This window comes from Stenotrophomonas sp. GD04024 (genome assembly GCF_029837545.1).
Lineage (GTDB): Bacteria > Pseudomonadota > Gammaproteobacteria > Xanthomonadales > Xanthomonadaceae > Stenotrophomonas > Stenotrophomonas forensis.
The window spans coordinates 1-19,173 of sequence record NZ_JAOEDV010000031.1 but is presented as its reverse complement, the minus strand read 5'-3'; the positions used below and the strand labels follow the sequence as shown (position 1 = coordinate 19,173).

Below are 19,173 nucleotides of genomic sequence, written 5' to 3'. Positions count from 1 at the left end.
GCGGAACCGGACTCATGGCGCTGGCAGCCGTGAGCCCTTCCACGCATAGAAGGCGATGTAGACGTAGCACAGCACCGGCAGCAGGAAGGACAGCTGCAGGCCATGGCGGTCGGCCAGCCAGCCCATTGCCAGCGGAATCACCGCGCCACCGACGATGGCCATCACCAGCAGGCTGGACGCCTTTCCGGTGAGTGCACCAAGGCGGGCGATGGCCAGGGCGAAGATGGTCGGGAACATGATGGAGTTGAACAGGCCGATGCTGACTACGGCCCACTTGGCCAGGCCGCCGCTTGCGGTGACCGTGATGCCCAGCAGGATCATCACCGCCACCGCGAACAGGCCCAGCAGATGGCGCGCGTCCAGCCGTGCCAGCAGCGCCGCCCCCACCAGGCGGCCGGCCAGCGCGCCGCCCCAGTACAGCGAAACATAGCCGGTGGCTTCCTGCTCGGTCAGGCCCTGGCCGATGCCCGGCGAGGACAGGAAATTGACCAGCACGCTGCCGATGGACACCTCGGCCCCGACGTAGCAGAAGATGGCCAGCACGCCCAGGCGCACGTGGCGATGGCGCAGCACGTCCCACACGCGGCCTTCGCTGCTGGCGCGCCCCTCCACGCCCGGAATGGTGGGCAGGCGGAACATCCAGATCGCGACGGCCAGCAGGAACAGCGCCACTGCCAGGCCGAAGTACGGCAGCTGCACCGACTGCGCTTCGGCCGCGCGATAGGCCAGTGCTTCGGCCTGCGGCAGCAGGGCCAGCTCATCCTCGCTGCGTGGCTTCGCCGAGAGGATCAGCAGGCCGCCGAACAGCGGCGCCAGCGTGGTGCCCAGCGAGTTCATCGCCTGCGCCAGGGTCAGCCGGCTGGAGCTGGTGCGCTCGTCACCGAGCAGCGCGACATAGGGATTGGCCGCCACCTGCAGCACGGTGATGGCGGTGGCCAGCACGAACAGCGCCGCCAGGAACAGGCCGTACACGTGCGCGGCAGCGGCCGGCCAGAACATCAGCGCACCCACGCAGGCGATGGCCAGGCCGGCGACGATGCCGCGCTTGTAGCCAAGCGCCGCGACCAGCCGTCCGGCCGGCAGTGACATCAGGAAGTACGCGCCGAAGAAGGTGAACTGGATCAGCATCGCCTGCACCCAGGTGAGCGCGAAGGCGGCCTTCAGGTGGGGAATGAGGATGTCGTTGAGGCAGGTGAGAAAGCCCCACATGAAGAAGATCGCGGTCACCACGGCCAACGCGCGGGTATTGCCCTGCACGTGTTGTCCGCTGACGGTCGTTGCTGTGTCCAAAGCCTGTCCTCCCGGTCAGTGTTTCAAGCCATCCATCGGTCATGCGCGGCACGCGAAGGCCAACTGGATTGTCCAGCGCTGTCAACGCGCCGCACAGCCTCCCCGGCACGCCCCCGCAGCGTCATCCGCGCAGTTTCGTTCTGCACCGCACAACGCTTCTCCGCATCCGGATTGGCAGCGCTGTCATCCCTGAAAAACCGCTGAAAACGCCTTCAATAAAGGCAATTCGCAGATGCGAGCGGCTTCCTGGCAACGGTTACATCCCGACCTGCACGGCCGCTGGTCAGGCGCACTTGATGGCAGTTTGTTGACAACGCTGTCAACCGTCGCTCCAATCCGGCCACGTGCAGTAACCGCGATCAGAACAACGCAACGACACCACCGGATTCCCTGGGGAGGGAGCTTGCATGAAGACGTACAGGGCAGTACCTCGCAAGACGATGCTCACTTCCGCGCTGCTCGCAGCGCTGGCTGCACCGGCCTGGGCACAGGACGCACCCGCCGCCGGCCCGGCCGATCCGGCCACGCTGGATACCGTGCAGGTCACCGGTATCCGGGGCAGCCTGCAGTCTTCAATGAACCTCAAGCGCGACAGCCAGGGCGTGGTCGATGGCATCGTCGCCGAGGACATCGGCAAATTCCCGGATACCAACCTGGCCGAATCGCTGCAGCGCATCAGCGGCGTGTCGATCGACCGTACCTCCAGCGGCGAAGGCTCCAAGGTGACCGTGCGCGGCATCGGCCCGGACTACAACCTGGTGTTGTTGAACGGTCGCCAGATGCCCGCCTCCAACCTTGGCAACGGTGGTGGCGGCCTGAATGGCTCGCGCTCGTTCGATTTCGCCAACCTTGCCTCCGAATCGGTTTCGGCGGTGGAGGTGTACAAGACCAGCCGTGCCGACAACCCGGCTGGCGGTATCGGCGCCACCATCAACATCAGGACGATGCGCCCGCTGGAATCGGAGCCGGTGATCAGCCTGGGCCTGAAGGCGGTCAATGATTCGTCCAACGACAACCTGCCGCGCACGCTGCAGGGCTCGAACATCACCGGCGAGCTGTCGGGCATCTTCAGCCAGCGCTACGCCGATGACCGCTTCGGCGTGACCCTCAGTGCCAGCCATCAGGAACGCGATTCGGGCTTCAACCAGGCCACGGTGGCCGAAGGCTGGGCGACGCTGTACGGCAACAACACCACCGACTGGCGCGCGCTGCCGCAGCCGGGCCAGGGCTATGCCGATCGCATCACCAACCGGCCCGGGCCGAACGATGTGTACGCACGCCCGCAGAACACCGCGTACAACGTCAACGGCGTGCAGCGCCAGCGCACCAATGCGCAGGCCACGTTCCAGTGGAAGCCGGCCGACAACGTGACGACCACGCTGGACTACACCTATGTCGAGAACAAGGTGCAGCAGCAACGCAGTGAACTGTCCGTGTGGTTCAACTACGGACCGGGCGACAGCACCTGGACCAACGGGCCGGTGGCCGCACCGATCATCTACAGCGAGGACATGACCAATTCGGACGTGTCGATGGGCGGCGCCAAGCTGGCCACCAGGACCGGCATGCACTCGCTGGGCTTCAACGTGGACTGGGAAGTGAACGACGCGCTGGACCTCTCGTTCGATGCCCACAACTCCACCGCCGAATCGAAGCCGGACAGTCCGTATGGCTCGGCCGGCGTGCTGGGCGTGGCCGCCTTCGTGCGTGGCAAGACCACGGTGGACTACAGCGGCGACCTGCCGATCATCAACATCGCGCTGCCGCCCGGCGGCGTGCAGGCGTCCGATGCGCTGGTGACCGGTTCGGTGTTCCAGAACAGCTACAACAAGTCCAAAGTGCAGCAGTACCAGGGTCGCGGTACGTTCCGCTTTGCCGACTACTCGGCGCTGGACTTCGGCATCGGCCACGCCCAGGTGGAGAATCGTTCGGCGTCGGCGATCATGCAGCGCAATACCTGGGGTGGCCTGGGAACACCGTCCGACTACGCCGATGACATCTGGTATGCGGACAACATGGCCAAGTACTTCAAGGCGTTCTCCGGCCACAGCGATCCGCGCCTGACCGGCCAGTTCCTGGTCTTCGACTTCGACCGCCTGATCGATCGTGCTGCGCAGGTCGGCAGCGCCTCCGATCCTGCCTGCCCCAGCTGCTACTACGCGCCCAGCCAGTATTCAGAGGACATCCGCACCACCGAGAAGACCCGCAGCGCCTACCTGCAGTACCGCACCAGCTTCGACTGGTCGATGCCGCTGCACGTGGCCGCCGGCGTGCGCTACGAGCGCACCGAAGTGGAATCCAACGCGATGGTTCGCGTACCCACCGGCATCAGCTGGGGCTCGGCCAACGAGCTGAACATCGTCTACGCGGCCGACAGCAGTTTCATCGGTGGCCGTGGCAAGTACGACTACATGCTGCCCAACGTCGACCTGAAGCTGGACCTGAGCGAATCGCTGGCGCTGCGCGGCAGCTACAGCCGCACGCTGGGCCGCCCCAGCTGGACCCAGATCCAGAGCGGCCAGTCGCTGGCCGACATCGTGCGCACCCAGGGCGGCACCGCCAGTCGTGGCAACCCGGGGCTGGAGCCGCTGATCTCGGACAACTTCGACCTGTCGCTGGAGTGGTACTACGGCGAGGCCAGCTATGCCTCGGTCGGCTTCTTCCGCAAGAACATCAAGAACTTCATCAGCGACACCATCGTGCGCGAGAACACCGGCACGCTGCACACCCCGGTGGGAGGTGCGTACTGGAACGAAGCACTGGCCTCCGGCTGCGGCACCACCGACATGCCCTGCATCCGCGACTACATCTTCACCAACCATGCCGGCGATCCGGGCGTGACCTACACCGGCACCAATTCAGCGGGGCAGAAGACCGGCACCATCACCGGCCTGCCGGGAGATCCGATCGCCGGCTTCGACGTCACCGTGCCCGCCAACCAGCACTCGGACCATCTCGATGGCTGGGAAGTGGCGGTACAGCACCTGTTCGGCCAGTCCGGCTTCGGCGTCGCGGCCAACTACACCAAGGTGAAGTCGGGGCTGACCTTCAACAACCTGAGCCTGGGTGACCAGTACCCGATGATCGGCCTGAGCGACTCGGCCAACGTTGTCGCCTTCTATGACAAGAACGCCTGGCAGATCCGTGCGGCGTACAACTGGCGCGACAAGTTCCTCAACGGCATCGGCGGCCAGGGTCCCAATCCGAACTACACCGCCGCCTACGGCCAGCTCGATCTGAACATCAGCTACGCGGTGAGCGAACAGCTGACCCTGAGCCTGGAAGCGATCAACCTCACCGACGAAACCATGCGCACGTACTCGCGCCATACCAACATGCTGCGCTACGCCACCCAGACCGGCCCACGCTACATGTTCGGCGTGCGCTACAAGTTCTGACCGGCCACGGTATCGTGGAGCCGGGCGCAGGCCCGGCTCCACACACCCCACCGGACATCCGCGCATGCTGCAGCCTCTCCGCCCCATCGATGAAATACATGGCCTGGACCCTGCACAGCTGCACCAGCAGCTGCCGGGATGGACCACGCCGAAGGTGATCCGCGGGCTGGTCTCGCATTGGCCGCTGGCGGCCGCCGCACGCACCTCCGATGCCGCTGCAGTCGCCCATCTGGCCAGCTTCGATCCCGGCCGGATGCCGGTGACTGCCACCACTGCAGCGCCCGAAGCGCAGGGGCGGTTGTTCTACAACGAGGACATGAGCGGCTTCAACTTCCGCCGCGAACAGGTGCCGCTGAAGGTCGTGCTGGCCACGCTGCTGAAGTACGCACGCGACCCGTCGCCGCCGTCGATCTACGTCGCCTCGACCACGCTGGACAGCTTCCTGCCCGGCCTGGCCGAAGCGAATCCGCTGCATCTGGGCATGGCCGACCCGCTGACCAGCATCTGGATCGGCAACCGCTCGCGCATCGCCGCCCACCAGGATGTACCGGACAATCTTGCCTGCGTGGCTGCGGGGCGCCGCCGGGTCACCCTGTTCGCCCCCGATCAGGTGCGCAATCTTTACGTCGGCCCGCTGGATTTCACCCCGGCCGGCCAGGCGATCAGCCTGGTTGACTTCCATGCACCGGATTTCGAGCGCTTCCCACGCTTCCGCGAGGCGCTGGCACAGGCGCAGGTGGCGGAGCTGGCGCCGGGCGACGCCGTCTTCATTCCTTCGCTCTGGTGGCACCACATGGAAGGACTGGACGCGTTCAACGTGCTGATCAACAGCTGGTGGCGCCCGGTGCCGGCCTGGATGGATTCCCCGATGAACGCACTGATGCTGGCGATCCTGGCGGTGCGCGACCTGCCCGAACCCCAGCGCGCGCACTGGCGCGCGATGTTCGATCACTACGTGTTCGACGCCGATGCGTCGACCAGCGCGCATATTCCTGCGCATGCGCGTGGCGTGCTGGCCCCGCTGCACGCCGACGGCGCCGCGCAGATACGGCAGATCCTGCGCCAGCGACTGCAACGGTGAATCCCCTGGCGGGCGCGTGCTTCACCCGCGCCCGGCCCTTTTGTGGCGATAATGCAGCCCCGCCTCCGCCGGTACCTGGCCGCGCCGAGCGCCCTCTGCCCCCGTTTGCCCCGCATGCGCCTGATTTCGCCCCGCCTCAACCTGGGCAAGCTGATCCTCGCCCTGGCCCTGCTCAGCGCCATCATCGCGCTGGCCAATACCCTGCTGGCCAGCTACCGGGTGCAGCGCGACCAGCTGGTCGGCAATACCCTGGAAGCCAATCGTGTCTATGCCACCAAGCTGGCCGAGACCACCCAGAACTTCCTGCTGGCCGCACAGCAGGAGCTGGCCTATGCGGCCACCCGGCTCGGCCAGGACGATCTGGATCCGCAGCGGGCGCAGGATGAGGCCAGCCGCCTGCAACTGCAGACCAACAGCTTCAACTCCTCGCTGGTGGTGGATGCCGATGGCCTGGTGATCGCCACTTCGCCGCAGACCCTGCAGCTGCAGGGTGAGGTGCTGCACAGCGTCGGCAACAACGCGGCTCTGGCGGCACGCCAGCCGATGATCAGCGATCCGTACCAGTCGGCCACCGGCAAGCTACTGGTGTCGCTGTCGCACCCGATCTTCAACCGCCAGGGCCAGTACCGCGGCTACGTCAGCGGGACCCTGTACCTGCGCCAGCGCAGCGCACTGCATACGCTGCTGGGCAAGCACTACTACCGCGACGGTTCCTACCTGTACGTGGTCGACCGTCATGGTCGCCTGCTCTATCACGCCGATGGCAAGCGGGTCGGCGACTACGTGGTCGGCAATCCGGCGGTAAAGGCGGTGGTGCGTGGCGAGCGCGGCGCCCAGCAGGTGCGCAACAACCTGGGCGTGTCGATGCTGGCCGGGTATGCACCGGTTCCGGCGACCGGCTGGGGCATCATCGCCCAGCGTCCGACCGAGGCCACCCTGCAGCCGCTGTCACGGTTGATGACCGCAGTAATCTGGAACGCGATTCCGCTCGGCCTGCTGTCGCTGCTGGTCACCTGGTGGTTCGCCCGCCGCATTTCGATGCCGCTGTGGCAGCTGGCGCGCAACGTGCAGGGCGGCGAGGATACCGGTAATGCGATCAACCACGTCAACGGCATCCGCGCCTGGTACTTCGAGGTCGCACAGCTGAAACACGCGGTGCTGCACAGCTTCAACGCACTGCAGGACCGGATCGGCACGCTCAACCGGGCCAGCCGCACCGACCCGCTGACCGGCCTGCTCAACCGTCGTGGCCTGCAGCAGGCCCTGGATGCGCTGCAGGTGCAGGGCATCCCGTTCGCGATCCTGGCGTTGGACATCGATCGCTTCAAATCGATCAACGATGCCCACGGCCACGACGTCGGCGACGCCGCCATCGTCCATATCGCCGATCAGATGCGCCGCTATTCGCGCGACAGCGACATCCTCTGCCGCGCCGGCGGCGAGGAATTCCTGCTGCTGTTGCCGGGCATCAACGCCGAGCCGGCACGCCAGGCCGGCGAACGCCTGCGCCAGCATATCGCCGACCACCCGTTCGAGCCGGTGGGCACCATCACCGTGTCGCTGGGCGTGGCCCACTTCCCGAGCTTCCATGTCGATGCCGAGCAGGCGTTGCGGCTGGCCGACAAGGCGCTGTACATGGCCAAGGAGCAGGGCCGCAACCGGGTAGTGGTCTACCCCTACGCCGACTGATGCGGAGCCGGCCTGGCCGGCCCCGCCACCACCCTCAGCCCTGTTCCAGCGGGGTCAGCAGGCGCACGCCGCGCCTGGCGCCATCCACCATGTAGACGCCGCCCTCCTGCAGCAGGTCAGTGCCGGCCTGCTCGATCGGGTCCGCCCTGCGCCACGGCACGGCCTGCCGCGGCCCCGGAATGAAGACGCGCCAGCGCCCCAGACGCTCCGGCCCGGCATTGCGATCATTGTTCAGGGCGAAGTTCACCGGCACGCGTACCGTCCAGCTGTCCCGGGTGCTGTCCTCGCCGGTGGTCGGCGGGGTGAAGGTCCATTTGCGGGCGCTGCTGACACTGGCCTTGGCCAGGCTGTCGCGCATCTTGGCCAGGGTTCGCTCGGGCCCGATCACGGCCATGTTGACCTGCTCGGCAACGACATCGGCCACCGTACCGTCGCGGGCCACCTTGACCATCAGCACCACCTCGCCCTGGCCACCGTTCCGATAGACCTCTTCCGGGTAACGCGGCGGCGTCATGCGCCGGTCAGTCACCGAGTCGGTCGCCTTCGGATCGTATTCGCTGAAGTTGACGCTGGTCATGCTGACTTCGTAACCGCCATCTGCCATCGACTTGCCGCGCAGGCGCACGCGCATGGGAGCACGCGTCGCCACCGCCTTGCCATCACGCAGCGTCGGCTCGAAGCGCCAACCAGCAATGGTGCCCTCGACGAAGGACGCGATGCTCGGAGACAGCATCGACTTCTGGTCCAGTACCAGCGTGCTGACCGAACCATCGGCGGTGATCTCGACATGGCCGGAAAGCACCATGCTCATTTCCGCCGTGGCGCGCACGGCGCGTGCGGTCTGTGCACTGGCATCGCCGGCCAGCAAGGGGGCGCCGCAGCCTACGGCCAGCGCGAGGGCGAGAAACAGGGGGGAACGCATCATTGCCGGATCCTTGGTGATGAGTGCCGAGCGTACCCCAGTCGGCGCCGCCACGGCAGCCCATTCACGCCAGCCGATGGACGCCCGCGTAAGGAGGGGTATCGGGATAGTCACCACGCGCGAACCGCTCCTGCAACTGCTGCCACCACTGCGGATCGAACAGGTGCCGGAAATGCTCGCGCACCGCGGCCAGTTCACCGGCCGGCAGGCCCATGAACGGGCCGAAGCGTTCGGGGAAAACATCTCGTGGGCCTACATGGAACCACGGCTCATCGGCCATTGCCTCTTCCGGGCTGCGCGGCTGCGGCCAGGCGCGGAACACGCAGTCGCTGACCAGGCACAGTTCGTCATAATCGTAGAACACGGCGCGGCCATGCCGCGACACACCGAAGTTCTTCGGCAGCATGTCACCGGGAAAAATGTTGTTGCGCGCCATGTCGGTGATGGCCTGCGCATAGTCGAGCGCTGCCGCGCGCACCGCCTCCCCACCCTGCTCGCGCAGGTACAGATTCAACGGACGGAAGCGACGCTGCACGTAACACAGTGCAACTTCCACCTGGTCTCCATCGACGCGAACGCTCTGTGCGCACTGCTGCAGCAGCTCGTCCAGCAGCGCCGGCGCGAAGCGGTCACGCGGGAAGCGCAGATGGCGATACGGCTGTGCGTCAAGCAGGCGGCCGACACGGTCAAGGTTGAACACCAGCGCGTACTTCTCTTCCACCTGCTGCCGCGACATTGCCTTGGGCCAGGCAAAGCGGTCGCGGATCAGCTTGAACACCAGCGGATAGCTGGGCAGGGTGAACACCGCCATGACCATGCCCGGCGTGCCTTCGGCAGGCACCAGCCGCTCCTGCGGATGCTCGTTGAAGTGGCGGAAGAAGGTGCGGTAGCGCTCGGTCTTGCCCTGCTTGGCGCGGCCCAGCACGGTGTAGATCTCGTCGATCGGCTTGCCCGGCAACAGGCTGCGCAGGAACACCACCGCATCCCCCACCGTGGCAAGGTCGGCCTGGAAGTAGCTGCGCGACACGCCGAACAGGTGGGCGACATCGCGGCGCCGGGTCAGCACGGCATCGGCGCGCAGCCCGCGCTCATCGTTGACCAGGGCGATCACGCACGGCGAGAAGCGATGCTCGCCGAACACGCGGCCGACCAGATAGGCGCGGCGCTCGCGATAGAACACGGTGTCGAGCAGCTCGATGCTGCGTACCGGCGTGTCACCCCAATGGGCCAGATCGTCCTGCAGGCGCACCGCGATCGCCGCCGCGCAGCGCAGCTGGTGGGCATAGGGAATGTCGAAGCGGTAGTCGGCCAGCACCCGCTGCAGCGCCTCCACCGGCCGCGTGGGCGAGACCGCATAGGTATGCCTTGCGACCGGATGGGTGATGGCATCGGAAGGTTCAACGTCGAAGGCGATGAACTCCAGCGCCGGATCCACGCCACGGGTGGCGAACAGGCGCCGCGACAAGGTGTTGTAGAAGGTCTTGTACAGCTCGGCATCGATCAGCTCCTGCAGCAGGGCGCTGTAGCGCGCGTGCACCTGCAGCCACAGCGCGCGCGCGCCGATCGCCTCACCGGCGAGGCGACGCAGGGCATCCATCTGCTCGGCGATGCACAGGTCGTACAGGGCGATGCGCTCGACGGCATCCTGGCGGGCGCCGGCCCAGTCGCGCTGCTCGAAGCGCTGCCGCGCACGCGCGGTGATCGCCGCGAAGCGGGCGTGATACTGCTCGAAACCATCACGGATGGCGCCCGCGATGCGCGACGCCAGCTCGGCGGCGATGTCAGGCTCGGACATGCAGGGCTCACCGGAGAGGACCGGCTTCACCATACGCTGGCGTGTGTGGCGCCGTCGAGCGCGCAGGTAGTGCCGGCCGCTGGCCGGCAGCCCCTGGACCGCCGGTGGATCGACGCAGTTGCCGGCCAGCGGCCGGCACTACCGGCTCAGATCGCCAGTTCGGCCTCCACGTCCTGCACCTTGCGCCGCGCCAGTGCCAGGTTGGACTTGGTGCGGTCCAGCACGATGTAGAAGAACAGCCCCTTCTTCTTCGCCACCGGACGCATGATGTGGTACGCCTTGCCCAGCGAGATCAGGATGTCCTCGATGGTGTCGTTGAGGTTCAGCGACGCGGCAGTCTTCATCTTGGCGCGGATCACTTCTGTGTTGCCGGCCGCGGCCACTTCCATGTCCATGCCGGCACCGGCTTCGCCCAGCAGCATGCCGCTTTCATAATCGACCAGCGCCACCGCCTGTGCGCCATCGATGCCCATCAGTGCGTTCAACGATTCAGTCAATCCAGCCACGTCGTATCCCCTTGTCAGTGTTGGTTCGAGCCCCTTGTTCCCCTGCGGCCGGGCTCACGATCCGCTGAGTTCGGCCAGGATCGCCTGGCCACATTCCCTGCTCTGCCACAGCACCTGGCCGATCACGCTGCGCTGGTCGCAGGCTGCCATCAGCAGCAGCGGCGCGCGCCCTTCGGCCTGGATCGCCAGCATCAGCACCTTGCCCCCCGCGGCTTCCAGCATCAGCGTCTGCAGATCGCCCAGCACCAGCTCGCGCCCCACCGCCGCGGCCAGCGCCAGCATCGCGCTGATCATCGCCGCCAACCGTTCGCCGCGACCGTCAGCACCGGCGCTGACCAGCGCGAAACCATCCACGCTGGCCAGCACGACCGTGCGCACACCTTCGACCCGCTGCTGCAGGTCGTGCAGCAGGGGCTGCAGGCGCTCGCGCTGACCGGCATCGGGCAGGACCGCCACCTGCCCGTCAGCCATGCGCGGCCACCAGTGCATGCGCTTCCATTTCGCCCATCAACACATCCATCAGCAGCAGTCCCTGCTCGCGGTCACGGGCATCCACCGCCAGCAGCGGCAATGGCTGGCCATCGAGGCAGGCACGCGTGGCCCAGTCATCCAGCGCGGCATGGGGCGCCTGATCGAGATGGGTGACCGCCACCACCAGCGCCAGCGCCGATGCGAACGGCCGCAGCACCTGCAGGTAGTCCTCCAGCTCGGCGGCCATGCCGGCGCGACGCGCATCCAGCAGCAACACCGCACCGCGCGCACCCTGCAGCAGGATCGGCCACAGGAAGTCGAAGCGCTGCTGGCCCGGGGTGCCGTACAGGCGCAGCCGTTCGCCGTTGGGCAGGTCGATGTCGGCGTAGTCCAGCGCGACGGTGGTGGAGGCCTTGTCGGCGCCAAGGCGATCACTGTTGGCCACATCCGTATCGATCACCGCGCCGGCCGCGATGCTGCGCACCAGGGTCGACTTGCCACTGCCCATCCCGCCCAGCACCACCACCTTGTGCTCACGCATTGCGCTCGCTCCCGCGCAGGTGCCGCCACAGGCGGGCGAGCAGGCCGTGATCGGCACCCACGCTGCGCGCCGTCGCTACCGACGACGTCGGTGCAGCCTGCAGCTGCGCATAGCCACACAGATAGGCGGCATGGATGAAGTCGCGCACCGCCGCCGCCGGCAGTTCCAGCAGCTCCGCGCACTCGTCCACGGTGCAGGCCCGCTTGAGCAGCAGCGAGCACAGGCGGAAGCCATCGTGATCGTGGCCCAGCACGCGGAAATCGGGCCAGCGCAGCAGCTTCACCGAAGCACCGCGCAGGCGCTCGTCCAGCGCCTGCCAGTGACGACTGCGCTGCGCCCACTGCCACAGCAACGGCCGCAGTGGCTGGCGTGCACGGTCGCCGGCCAACGCCTGCAGTCGTGCCGGTGTCAGCGCATCCAGCTGCAGTCGCTCGAAGGCGTCGGCCAGGCGCTCTACCAGTGCGGCGGAAGGCTCCTGCAGCAGCACCGCCTGGTCATGCTCCAGATCCATCAGCAGCAACGGCTCGCCCGCATCACTCAACAGGGCCTGGCCCTGGCGCAGCGGCAGCCGTTCGCGCAGCAGTCGGGTGATGGCGTGCGCACCATCGGCCAGGCGGATCGGAGCGGGTGCGTGCATGGCCAGGGGCTCCACGGCCACCTGCATGCCGCGCAAGGCGCGGGCGATGGCACCGTCATCCAGTACGTCCTGATGGCCATCGCCATCACGCAGCTGGCCTCCCAGGTCCTCGATCCAGCACTGCAGTCGCGGGCGTTGCTGGCGCATGCGCTGGGCCGCATTGCGCAGCGCCGGGGTATCACGGATGACCAGCAGGTCGCAGTCGTCCAGGTCCTGGCTGCGCCGCACCTGCCCATCGGGCAGTGCAGAGGCCAGGCGCAACCGTTGCAGCAGGGCCTGCTCGCCCTGGATGTCGGTTCCCACTACCAGCACGCGTGCCATCGGTGTTCCCCGTGCGACCACCTCCCCGGTGGCCTCGCGTCGCCAAGGCTAGGGCATCGCCTGCGGCGACCGTCGTGATCGATTGCTCAGATTGGAAGTGATCGCGAACGCAGCCCGTTCCGTTCTGCGACAACCATCGTGGGCAAGTTTCATGCCCTCTTGACGGCGTTACGACAGCCGACGGATTTCACGGTTCTGGCCGAAGATCGGACGCGGCCGGCCACGCAAAAAGAAACCCGCGCCGAAGCGCGGGTTCCGGGGTCGCAACGGGACGGCGATGGATCAGCCGCGCAGCTGCTCCAGTGCGGCATTGAAGGTCGCGCTCGGGCGCATCGCCTTGCTGGCCTTGGCCACGTCCGGGCGGTAGTAGCCGCCGATATCCACGGTCTTGCCCTGCACGGCGATCAGCTCGTCGACGATCTTCTGCTCGTTGTCGGTCAGCGCCTTGGCCAGCGGGGCGAAGCGTGCCTTCAGCGCGGCATCTTCATTCTGCGCGGCCAGGGCCTGGGCCCAGTACAGCGCGATGTAGAAGTGGCTGCCGCGATTGTCGATGCCACCCAGCTTGCGCGACGGCGACTTGTCGTTGTCCAGGAACTGGCCGTTGGCCTCGTCCAGGGCCTTGGCCAGCACGCGGGCGGCGGCGTTGTCGTAACGGTTGCCCAGGTGTTCCAACGACGCGGCCAGCGCCAGGAATTCACCCAGCGAATCCCAGCGCAGGTAGTCCTCTTCGACGAACTGCTGCACGTGCTTCGGCGCCGAGCCGCCGGCGCCGGTCTCGAACAGGCCGCCACCGGCCATCAGCGGCACGATCGACAGCATCTTGGCGCTGGTGCCCAGCTCCATGATCGGGAACAGGTCGGTCAGGTAGTCGCGCAGCACGTTGCCGGTCACCGAGATGGTGTCCTCACCCTTGCGGATGCGGTCCAGCGAGAACGCGGTGGCTTCCACCGGCGGCAGGATGCGGATATCCAGGCCGGCGGTGTCGTGGTTCTTCAGATAGGTCTCAACCTTGGCGATGACCTGCGCATCGTGGGCACGGGCAGCGTCCAGCCAGAACACGGCCGGAGTGCTGCTCAGGCGGGCGCGTTCGACGGCCAGCTTCACCCAGTCCTGGATCGGCGCATCCTTGGTCTGGCACATGCGCCAGATGTCACCGGCTTCCACGGCGTGCTCGAACACCACGTTGCCGGCATCGTCGGTGACCTTGACCACGCCATCGGCGGCGATCTGGAAGGTCTTGTCGTGCGAGCCGTACTCTTCGGCCTTCTGCGCCATCAGGCCGACATTCGGCACCGAGCCCATGGTGGCCGGGTCGAAGGCGCCGTGCGCCTTGCAGTCGTCGATGACGGCCTGGTACACGCCGGCGTAGCAGCGGTCCGGAATGACCGCCTTGGTGTCCTGCAGCTTGCCTTCGGCATTCCACATCTTGCCGGAGTCGCGGATCATCGCCGGCATCGAGGCGTCGACGATGACGTCGCTGGGCACGTGCAGGTTGGTGATGCCCTTGTCCGAGTTGACCATGGCCACGCCCGGACGCTGCGCGTACTCGGCAACCAGGTCGGCTTCGATCGCGGCACGGGTGGCTTCGGGCAGCGAAGGCAGGCGCGCGGCCAGGTCGCCGATGCCGTTGTTGGCATCGAAACCGGCCTGCTTGAGCACGTCGGCATGCTTGGCCAGCACGTCCTTGTAGAACTCGTTGACCGCCACGCCGAACATGATCGGGTCGGAGACCTTCATCATGGTTGCCTTCAGGTGCAGCGAGAACAGCACGCCCTGGGCCTTGGCATCGGCGATCTGCTCACCGATGAATGCGGCCAGCGCCTTGCGGCTCATCACCGCGGCATCGACGATCTCGCCGGCCTTGACCGCGGTCTTTTCCTTCAGCACGACGGCGCTGCCGTCCTTGCCGTGGAAGGTGATCTTCAGCGAACCGGCGTTGGCCAGGGTGGCCGACTTCTCGCTGCCGTAGAAGTCACCGGCAGCCATGTGCGCAACGTGCGACTTCGAATCGGCGGCCCAGGCGCCCATGCGGTGCGGATGCTTGCGCGCGTAGTTCTTCACCGACAGCGGTGCGCGGCGGTCGGAGTTGCCTTCGCGCAGCACCGGGTTCACCGCACTGCCCTTGACCTTGTCATAGCGCGCCTTGTAGTCGCGCTGCTGGTCGTCGGCCGGGGTTTCCGGGTAGTCCGGCAGCGGATAGCCCTGGTCCTGCAGTTCCTTGATGGCCGCCTTCAGCTGCGGCACCGACGCCGAAATGTTCGGCAGCTTGATGATGTTGGCGTCCGGGGTGGTCGCCAGCTGGCCCAGCTCGGCCAGGTCGTCGCTGACCTTCTGTGCATCGGACAGCAGTTCCGGGAACTGCGACAGGATGCGACCGGACAGCGAGATGTCACGGGTTTCGACCACGATGCCGGCAGTGGCGGTGTAGGCATCGACGATCGGCAGCAGCGACTGGGTGGCCAGGAACGGGGCTTCGTCGGTCAGCGTGTAGAGGATCTTGGACATGGGGGACTTGGACTCTGTAGCAGTGCTCAGGGGAAGGCCGGCGCCAGCGCCGGGCCACGTGCAACCGTGTCGCTTTTCCCTGCCGCCGTCAGGGTGGGCGCGCGGCGGGGAAACCCCTGCATTGTCGCGTTTTCAGCCGCGCGGGGCAAAGCCACGCCATACGCGGCGGTACTGCACCACTGTGTTGCGCGGCTGGTTAGCTTCCCGCCTGGAACCTGAGGCTTGGTCGGCTAGTTCGACTTCTCGCTCGTGGAGGCACGCACGACCCACTCCGACAATCGCTGCCCCCACTCGGCGCCCATCGGACAGGTCAACGTCTGTGCGCGTTTGCTTCGCCGGAAGCTGCAGACGCGGAATCCTCCAACGACGGCGGCCAGGCTGGCGACTTCATCTGCCGTCGCAGCAGCACCTCGGATGTGCAGCGAACCGGCGCCAGACACGCTGGGTCGAACGTAGACGTCGTACCGGGTGGAACCTCCATCCGCGCTTGCGTACCCCGACACGGCATATCCGCTGTCCGTGAAGCGCAGATCCGGCGTGCTTCCGGGCGCAGGCTTTTCAGGTGCATCGCCCTCGTAGATCAAGGCGACCTCCCGACCATCTCGCCTGACGCGGTGCAGGCCGAAGTCGACAGGTGCCTCATAGGTCACGGACATGCCCGTAGGCACGCGAAGACAGGCACCGTATAGAAAGTGGTCGCAGCTGTAGGCCCAAAGATTTGACTCTTGGGCACTCAAAGTAAACGAACATAAGAGGACGGAGAAAGCCACGATGCGTGCAAGCATTTCAACGCTCCCGCCTTTGAACTGCAGAATCCCCCGTGATGATTCCACCGATGGCATGGCTGTCAACCACACCCGGAACCCTATTCATGATTCCGACGCCGCGAGCAGGATTTGGCAGCCCCGTCGACTTGTCATAAAGATCGTCCACACCGCCAAGATGTGACACTTCATGAGGAACAACACCCTTGTCAAATCTATCCAGGACATTGATCTCGCCCTTCTTTCCGCCCAACTCCGCGAAACTCCGTCCGCTGCGGTGGGAGGTTGCCCCGTTGACAAGCTTTATCTCATTACGGGCGGCCCGCGGGGTACTTTTATCAATGTCAGTGACCTCGACCGTCACGCGCGTCTCCTTCCCGCCAATATCATAGGTTCCTGACATTGACGCCACCTGCTCTTTGAAGGTCGCTATGTTCTTGGGAGTCGCACCATCCCCTGAAAACTTTGTTGGGAAGCTGATCTTCACCGAACCGTCCTTCATGCGCGTAACCACAGGAACTCTGCCATCCGGATCGACAAAGTTGTAGGGACTGCTATTGGCGTATCGGTACCTGTTGAAGAGGGAAGGCTTCCCACCATAGGCAGTGACGGGATCTACACTGAGAAAAGCACCGATTTCGGGGGAGTAATATCGTTGCTGCATGTAATTGAGACCTGTCGTGGAGTCAAACACATGACCTGAGTAACCAGGACCATCTGCCCCGGCGATTCCAACGACAGAGCCATAAGGTTCGTATTCGAATCTCTCGACAACGTTTCCGTTTGAGTCCGTAATAGCCACGGGGCTCCCAAGTGCATCCGTATGAACATAGGTGACTACTTCACCGTCCGCCGACGCCATTGCCAGCGTCGTGAGAACAATCCAGTTGAGCATCCCATCCCTCCCACAATTCCATATTCCGTTCAGCGTACCTGAGATCTTTCATGATCGAGAGTCAACCAATAAAAAAGGACGCAGCCTCGCGGCTGCGCCCATCGTGAGTCCTGCCGGGAGAGAGTCGGCAGGACTTACTTGACCTCGAACTCCTGCGGCGTTCCGGCCGCCTTGCCATCGACCATGACCTCGGCGCGGTACTTGCCGGCCGGCCAGCCCTTTGCATTCTTGAACGTGACGTTGGTGGTTTCCGCGCCGCTGGCGTTCAGGGTCGCGGTCTGTTCGCCGGCCACCTGGCCGTCCTGGTAGGTCAGCTTGGCGCCGACATTGACATTGTTGGCGGCGCCGTCGGTCTTGATCGAGACGATGACGTCATCCTTCGGTGCGAACAGGGCAGCCGGTGCAACCGACTTGTCGGCGGCGGCCGTCTTGCCCACGGTAACGGTGGAGACGCTGACCGCAGCGGCTTCGGCCATCGGCGGCGGTGCGCCGGTCATCGGCGCCGGCGCTGCCGGTTCAGCCGGCGCGGTTGCTGCCGGTGCGGCGTTGCTGTCGGTCGACTCTTCCTTCTTCTTGCAACCGACCAGGGCAACGCTGCCCAGCAGGGCGGCGATCAGGGCGGTCTGGAGCGGGGTGGTCTTGATCATTCGGGGTTCCTCCCAGGGGATTGTCGGACGGCGTTCGATCGCCGGCTTACTTCGGCGGCAGCTTCAGGGTCTGGCCCGGGAATATCTTGTCCGGGTCGTCGAGCACATCGCGGTTGGCTTCGAAGATCTTCTTCCAGGCATTGGCGTCGCCCAGGTGCTGCTTGGCGATCTTCGACAGCGAATCTCCCTTCTGCACGGTGTAGGTGCCGCCGCTGACAACCTCGGCGGTGCTGTCCACCGAAGCGCTGACGCCGGAGAAGTCCGCCTTCGGCACCTGCTCGGCGGTACTGTCGACGCTGGCACTGACGCCGGAGAAATCGGCTTTCTTCTCGGTACTCATCCACAACTCCCGTCTGCATGACTACGTGGTTCGCACGTTGCCATGGAGGTTGTTAAATGGGGATGGTGCAGATGTGAAGCCGCCCCCCGGGGCGGCTGAACAATCGGGAGAGCGGGTGCCTGGTAGTGCCGGCCGCTGGCCGGCCTGCCCTGGATGCGGGTTGCGCGCGGTTGCCGGCCAGCGGCCGGCACTACCGGTTACTGGCGCAGTTCGCGGTAGGTCGCGGCCGGGGCGGCGATGCCGGGACTGGCCCGCCAGGGATTGATGTCCAGGCCACCACGGCGCGTATAGCGCGCTTCCACTTCCAGCCACTCCGGCTGGCAGCGCGTGGACACCTCGCTGAAGATCCGCTCAACGCACTGCTCGTGGAACTCGGCGTGCTCGCGATAGCTGACCAGATAGCGCAGCAGGCCGGCGCGGTCGATCTTCGGCCCGCGGTAGCGCAGGCTGACCGTGGCCCAGTCCGGCTGGCCGGTGACCGGGCAGTTGGACTTCAGCAGCGCCGAGACCAGGGTCTCTTCCACCACCTGGCCGGCATCAGCGGCAAGGAAGTCCGCCTGCGGGGGGCCATAGCAGTCGATCTCCACCTCCAGCCCGTCGATCGACTCGCCGAGCGGCGTCTCGCGCAGGCCCGGCAGGCCGAACTCCACATGGACCGGCGCACCGGCACAGGCCGACAGGTCGGCGACGATGCGTGCGCGCAGCGCTTCGGCGGTGTCGATGCGGGTGCTGTTGAGGGAGTTGAGGTACAGCTTGAACGACTTCGATTCGATCAGCCGCGGCGAGGTGCACGGCACCTGCACGGTGGCGACGGCGACCTGTGGCTTGCCGCGCAGGTCGAGCCAGCTCAGTTCGAAGGCATGCCAGCGGTCATGGCCGACGAACGGCAGCGCCGCATCATCGAGGCCGATCTCGGCGCGGGCGCCGCTGCGGGGGATGGGAAACAGCAGGCCGGGATCGTACTGCGACGGGTAACTGACCTCGCGACCGAGGCTGGAATCCTGTGGGGTGTTCATGGGCGTCATTGTATCGCGCCAGAAGCGGGCCTTCGGCCGGGCCGGCCAACGGCGGAGCCCCTCCGTGGTGGTTCAAGGAAGGATCTCGGGTTGGCCGGGAGGGTGGGTTGGCTGGGGGACGCCGTGAATCCGTCCATGGAGGCTCGGTCGCCGCATCCATGCGGCTCACGCCCCCAGCCAACCCACCCTCCCGGCCACGGACAGTTTCCCGCGCCACCACGGGAAAGATCAGGAGAATCAAAATCAAAAGCCGATGCTTCAGACATTCATGACGTCCGCCGTGTCGACCAAGGTCGACACCTACCAACAGCTGCGTGAACCTGTCGGGGGTGGGGCGGTGTGGGCCTGCAGGACC

16 protein-coding genes are annotated in these 19,173 nt (G+C 66.0%); 3 read left to right on the top strand and 13 right to left on the bottom strand.

What is annotated here, in order from left to right; all coding sequences use genetic code 11:
* Positions 1-12 precede the first annotated feature (12 nt).
* Positions 13-1,209: a sugar MFS transporter gene (locus tag N7590_RS11855; protein ID WP_239544243.1), complete on the bottom strand. Its 1,197-nt coding sequence runs from the start codon at positions 1,207-1,209 to the stop codon at positions 13-15.
* 488 nt (positions 1,210-1,697) lie between these two features.
* Between N7590_RS11855 and N7590_RS11850 the strand changes: the two genes are divergently transcribed.
* From N7590_RS11850 to N7590_RS11840, 3 genes are all read left to right on the top strand, one after another.
* Entirely contained in the window at positions 1,698-4,688 is a 2,991-nt protein-coding gene (locus N7590_RS11850; RefSeq protein WP_040006978.1) for a TonB-dependent receptor, read from the top strand.
* A 64-nt stretch (positions 4,689-4,752) separates the two neighbouring features.
* On the top strand, positions 4,753-5,769 hold the full coding sequence (locus tag N7590_RS11845) for a cupin-like domain-containing protein (protein WP_164241327.1): 1,017 nt from the start codon (positions 4,753-4,755) through the stop codon (positions 5,767-5,769).
* Between the two features lie 114 nt (positions 5,770-5,883).
* A complete protein-coding gene (locus N7590_RS11840) occupies positions 5,884-7,458 on the top strand; it encodes a sensor domain-containing diguanylate cyclase (RefSeq protein ID WP_164241326.1) in 1,575 nt (524 codons plus the stop codon).
* A 34-nt stretch (positions 7,459-7,492) separates the two neighbouring features.
* Here the strand turns inward: N7590_RS11840 and N7590_RS11835 are convergent, their stop codons facing one another.
* The 12 genes from N7590_RS11835 to queF form a co-directional block, all read right to left on the bottom strand.
* Positions 7,493-8,383 (bottom strand): TonB-dependent receptor, encoded by an 891-nt coding sequence (locus tag N7590_RS11835; RefSeq protein WP_053510637.1) that lies wholly within the window; start codon positions 8,381-8,383, stop codon positions 7,493-7,495.
* 61 nt (positions 8,384-8,444) lie between these two features.
* On the bottom strand, positions 8,445-10,175 hold the full coding sequence (aceK, locus tag N7590_RS11830) for a bifunctional isocitrate dehydrogenase kinase/phosphatase (protein WP_164241325.1): 1,731 nt from the start codon (positions 10,173-10,175) through the stop codon (positions 8,445-8,447).
* A gap of 146 nt (positions 10,176-10,321) precedes the next feature.
* On the bottom strand, positions 10,322-10,681 hold the full coding sequence (locus N7590_RS11825) for a hypothetical protein (protein ID WP_006473505.1): 360 nt from the start codon (positions 10,679-10,681) through the stop codon (positions 10,322-10,324).
* A gap of 54 nt (positions 10,682-10,735) precedes the next feature.
* Entirely contained in the window at positions 10,736-11,152 is a 417-nt protein-coding gene (locus N7590_RS11820) for a roadblock/LC7 domain-containing protein (protein ID WP_164241324.1), read from the bottom strand.
* Positions 11,145-11,693 carry an ATP/GTP-binding protein gene (locus N7590_RS11815; protein WP_164241323.1) on the bottom strand — a complete coding sequence of 183 codons (549 nt, stop codon included), beginning with the start codon at positions 11,691-11,693 and terminating at the stop codon, positions 11,145-11,147. Before N7590_RS11815 ends, N7590_RS11820 begins: the two co-directional genes overlap by 8 nt.
* A complete protein-coding gene (locus N7590_RS11810; protein WP_164241322.1) occupies positions 11,686-12,651 on the bottom strand; it encodes a hypothetical protein in 966 nt (321 codons plus the stop codon). Before N7590_RS11810 ends, N7590_RS11815 begins: the two co-directional genes overlap by 8 nt.
* A gap of 282 nt (positions 12,652-12,933) precedes the next feature.
* On the bottom strand, positions 12,934-15,156 hold the full coding sequence (locus N7590_RS11805; RefSeq protein WP_164241321.1) for an NADP-dependent isocitrate dehydrogenase: 2,223 nt from the start codon (positions 15,154-15,156) through the stop codon (positions 12,934-12,936).
* Positions 15,157-15,386: 230 nt separating this feature from the next.
* Positions 15,387-15,812 carry a hypothetical protein gene (locus N7590_RS11800; RefSeq protein ID WP_239544236.1) on the bottom strand — a complete coding sequence of 142 codons (426 nt, stop codon included), beginning with the start codon at positions 15,810-15,812 and terminating at the stop codon, positions 15,387-15,389.
* Positions 15,813-15,942: 130 nt separating this feature from the next.
* Positions 15,943-16,815 (bottom strand): RHS repeat-associated core domain-containing protein, encoded by an 873-nt coding sequence (locus N7590_RS11795; protein ID WP_080375990.1) that lies wholly within the window; start codon positions 16,813-16,815, stop codon positions 15,943-15,945.
* A gap of 134 nt (positions 16,816-16,949) precedes the next feature.
* Complete coding sequence (locus N7590_RS11790; protein WP_006473548.1) at positions 16,950-17,462, bottom strand: hypothetical protein; 513 nt, start codon at positions 17,460-17,462, stop codon at positions 16,950-16,952.
* 46 nt (positions 17,463-17,508) lie between these two features.
* Positions 17,509-17,802, bottom strand: coding sequence for a LysM peptidoglycan-binding domain-containing protein (locus N7590_RS11785; RefSeq protein WP_006473550.1), 294 nt, complete (start codon positions 17,800-17,802; stop codon positions 17,509-17,511).
* A 197-nt stretch (positions 17,803-17,999) separates the two neighbouring features.
* On the bottom strand, positions 18,000-18,818 hold the full coding sequence (queF, locus tag N7590_RS11780) for an NADPH-dependent 7-cyano-7-deazaguanine reductase QueF (RefSeq protein WP_164241320.1): 819 nt from the start codon (positions 18,816-18,818) through the stop codon (positions 18,000-18,002).
* Positions 18,819-19,173: the final 355 nt, after the last annotated feature.

What these genes read in the sequence shown, in the direction of transcription:
- N7590_RS11855 (WP_239544243.1), bottom strand. Translation starts at nt 1,209, where the DNA reads ATGTGGGGCTTTCTCACCTGCCTCAACGACATCCTCATTCCCCACCTG.
- N7590_RS11850 (WP_040006978.1), top strand. Translation starts at nt 1,698, where the DNA reads ATGAAGACGTACAGGGCAGTACCTCGCAAGACGATGCTCACTTCCGCG.
- N7590_RS11845 (WP_164241327.1), top strand. Translation starts at nt 4,753, where the DNA reads ATGCTGCAGCCTCTCCGCCCCATCGATGAAATACATGGCCTGGACCCT.
- N7590_RS11840 (WP_164241326.1), top strand. Translation starts at nt 5,884, where the DNA reads ATGCGCCTGATTTCGCCCCGCCTCAACCTGGGCAAGCTGATCCTCGCC.
- N7590_RS11835 (WP_053510637.1), bottom strand. Translation starts at nt 8,383, where the DNA reads ATGATGCGTTCCCCCCTGTTTCTCGCCCTCGCGCTGGCCGTAGGCTGC.
- aceK (WP_164241325.1), bottom strand. Translation starts at nt 10,175, where the DNA reads ATGTCCGAGCCTGACATCGCCGCCGAGCTGGCGTCGCGCATCGCGGGC.
- N7590_RS11820 (WP_164241324.1), bottom strand. Translation starts at nt 11,152, where the DNA reads ATGGCTGACGGGCAGGTGGCGGTCCTGCCCGATGCCGGTCAGCGCGAG.
- N7590_RS11815 (WP_164241323.1), bottom strand. Translation starts at nt 11,693, where the DNA reads ATGCGTGAGCACAAGGTGGTGGTGCTGGGCGGGATGGGCAGTGGCAAG.
- N7590_RS11810 (WP_164241322.1), bottom strand. Translation starts at nt 12,651, where the DNA reads ATGGCACGCGTGCTGGTAGTGGGAACCGACATCCAGGGCGAGCAGGCC.
- N7590_RS11805 (WP_164241321.1), bottom strand. Translation starts at nt 15,156, where the DNA reads ATGTCCAAGATCCTCTACACGCTGACCGACGAAGCCCCGTTCCTGGCC.
- N7590_RS11800 (WP_239544236.1), bottom strand. Translation starts at nt 15,812, where the DNA reads ATGTCCGTGACCTATGAGGCACCTGTCGACTTCGGCCTGCACCGCGTC.
- N7590_RS11795 (WP_080375990.1), bottom strand. Translation starts at nt 16,815, where the DNA reads ATGCTCAACTGGATTGTTCTCACGACGCTGGCAATGGCGTCGGCGGAC.
- N7590_RS11790 (WP_006473548.1), bottom strand. Translation starts at nt 17,462, where the DNA reads ATGATCAAGACCACCCCGCTCCAGACCGCCCTGATCGCCGCCCTGCTG.
- N7590_RS11785 (WP_006473550.1), bottom strand. Translation starts at nt 17,802, where the DNA reads ATGAGTACCGAGAAGAAAGCCGATTTCTCCGGCGTCAGTGCCAGCGTC.
- queF (WP_164241320.1), bottom strand. Translation starts at nt 18,818, where the DNA reads ATGAACACCCCACAGGATTCCAGCCTCGGTCGCGAGGTCAGTTACCCG.